At 29.9% G+C, this 2,578-nt stretch carries 3 protein-coding genes; all 3 read right to left on the reverse strand.

The window, feature by feature from the left end; translation table 11 throughout:
* Positions 1 to 311 precede the first annotated feature (311 nt).
* Positions 312 to 1,271 (reverse strand): toprim domain-containing protein, encoded by a 960-nt coding sequence (locus LS67_RS09405; RefSeq protein WP_034328548.1) that lies wholly within the window; start codon positions 1,269 to 1,271, stop codon positions 312 to 314.
* Positions 1,272 to 1,427: 156 nt separating this feature from the next.
* Positions 1,428 to 1,712, reverse strand: coding sequence for a plasmid mobilization protein (locus tag LS67_RS09410; RefSeq protein WP_034328547.1), 285 nt, complete (start codon positions 1,710 to 1,712; stop codon positions 1,428 to 1,430).
* A 109-nt stretch (positions 1,713 to 1,821) separates the two neighbouring features.
* Complete coding sequence (locus LS67_RS09415; RefSeq protein WP_034328546.1) at positions 1,822 to 2,487, reverse strand: AAA family ATPase; 666 nt, start codon at positions 2,485 to 2,487, stop codon at positions 1,822 to 1,824.
* Between the last annotated feature and the right edge of the window lie 91 nt (positions 2,488 to 2,578).

Consider the following 2,578-nt stretch of genomic DNA (forward strand, 5'->3'; position numbering starts at 1 on the left):
AAATTCGCAATTTATCCACTTAATAAAATTCCTCTAAAAGAAACTCTATAATCCTATTTTTCGTGCTTTGATTAAACAATGTTTCTCCGCAATTTATCCCTTTAATAGCCTATTTCTCCGCAATTTATCCACTTAAAATTCGCAATTTATCCACTTAATAAATGCTATAAAGGCGTGTAACACTACTTTTTGAGCTCTTCTAAAACAAACATAAAAAACAAAAATTTAAAAGGGGAAAAGTATATGATAATAGTTCTTATATTTATTATTTATAAAGCAAAGAGAATTTTCTTTTGAATTGGTTTTAAGTTTTAAAGTGTTTGAGTTAAATCTTCGTTAAAATCTTTATTTTTTGGAATGAGGATTTGTGTTTGAATTTCATAAGATTGCGTGATTTTTTTCATTTGAGTGTTGAATTTTTTTCCTTGTGTGTCATTATCAAAAGCTAGAATCACTTGAAGATTCTTTTCTGCGCTTGATAAAAGAAAAGAGATTGCTTCTTTTGTCTTTTCTGTGATAGTTCCTCCTGTGGCACAAAGTAAAGTATGTTTTGGCTCTAGCTTTTGGAGTTGTAATACGCTTAGAGAATCAATGCTAGATTCTGTAATGATTAAAAATGTGATTTCTTTAAGACTTTTTGTGCTATGAGCTTTGAGAATTTCAAGTCCTTTTTTTCCAAAAGAAAGAGTTTTAAGTGCCTTTGCATAGTCTTTGCCTTCTCTGTCTTTTGTGATTGGTTGATTAAGTTTTGCTGTATAGCCACAAAGAGATAAATCTTTGGCATTTAAGTTTTTTTCATAGATATAAGTAGGGAAGCATACATTATTGCGATTGTCTATTTTGATATTATATTGAGTAAAAAGTTCTTCTTTGATTCCACGCTTTTTTAAATAATTTCCTCTCACTGCTGAATTTTTACTTGAAAGATTGATTGATTTGAGGTTTTTAAAATTGATTGCGGCTTGAATTTCATTGTTTTTTAGCTCTGTGGCAATAAGCTCATAAGATTGTGAGATTTTTTTACCTTGCAGAAGCTCTTTAATATTAATTTTTCTATTTTTGCAAAAATGATGTATATTGCCCTTATCGTGTTCGTTAAATGGGTTGAAATAGAGATAATGCGCGTTACTTTGCCTCGTGATTACAATCATATCGCCATTTGGGCTACTCATTGTAATATGTCTTTGTGAGCTTTTCTCTCTTTTGATTGTGTAGCCTATTTGCTCTAAGATTTCGGGAAGTGGTAACAAGACAAAATCGTAAGCTCTCAATTTTTTCCTTTTAACTTAAAAAATACTTAATTTAAGTTTTCTCAATTCTTAAAGGTTCTAAAGCCTTAGAATCCATACTTTAAGTTTTGCATTTTTTGACTTTGAAACTTAAAGAAATTGAAATATCCCCATATTACGATATTTGGAGCATTTTTATTAAGTTTGAAAATTTTTATTTTCATAACTAAAAATTTTATATCGTGCAAACTCACTTGAACTCATATTTTTTTGCTCTGCCATTTCTTGAATTTTGTGTATTTCTTTTTCTGTGAAGTAAATAGTCATTTTTTGTGTGCGCTTATTTGCTTCACTTTTTGGTGGAGCTCCTCTTTTTTTATTTGGAGCTTTGCTGGTTTCTCCCTCTGCGCGATTGACAAAATCATCTGCTTTTTTGTGGAGTTCTACATTCTTAAAAGAGTTTATGTTTTTAAATCCTGCCATTTTTCAACCTTTCATTTATATATATTTTAGTATTATTTAATGTATAAAATAATACTAAAATATATATAAAAAATAAATAAATTATTATTTTTTTATATTAGAAAATATTTTAAATCTTTTGTGCTTCTGCTAAGAGTTCATTATAGAAGCTTACAAAATCATCAAAGGCTTTGTCGCCACTTTTACAAAATTCAGTAATACCCATTCCTGCAGATGTCGCATTCTTAAAGGCTTCACGCTCGTGAATTACCGCTTTCATCAAGTGCAAATTTTGCAAGTTCTTTTCATTAATATATTCGCGTAAATCGTTGATTTTTTTCTCTAAAAATGGATTTGGAGAAGCCTTATCAATGACAATCAGGGCTTTAGATTCTGGGTTAATTACGCTTACTTCATCATAAAGTGAAATCATTTTATCAAGCACTACTACATCATATTGACTAGGCACACTTGGAATGATAATTAAGTTTGCAATAGCAAGAGCTTGTCGCATTTCTTTAGAATCTCTCCCCCCTGTGTCAATCACAATAGAATCATATTTTGAAGCAAGAGATTTAACTTCTCGCGCTAAGCCATCGCCGAGCTTTGTAACTGAATTAAACAATAGGGGCAAGTCTGCATTTGTGCGAATATTAATGAAAGCTTCACTGCTCCTTTGAGGGTCTGCGTCAATGAGTAATACATCATCACCTTCTTGAGCTAACTTACACGCAAGATTAACTGATAGAGTAGTTTTGCCACTCCCGCCTTTTTCATTTACAACCGCAATTATCATTTTTATCCTTTTTGATTGATTTAAAAACTATTAAATATTAATAAAGTAAATATAAAGTAAATATTATATATTTATATTTTATATATAAAAT

Source organism: Helicobacter sp. MIT 03-1616, assembly GCF_000765685.2.
GTDB classification, from domain to species: Bacteria; Campylobacterota; Campylobacteria; order Campylobacterales; family Helicobacteraceae; genus Helicobacter_C; species Helicobacter_C typhlonius.

What these genes read in the sequence shown, in the direction of transcription:
- LS67_RS09415 (WP_034328546.1), bottom strand. Translation starts at nt 2,487, where the DNA reads ATGATAATTGCGGTTGTAAATGAAAAAGGCGGGAGTGGCAAAACTACT.
- LS67_RS09410 (WP_034328547.1), bottom strand. Translation starts at nt 1,712, where the DNA reads ATGGCAGGATTTAAAAACATAAACTCTTTTAAGAATGTAGAACTCCAC.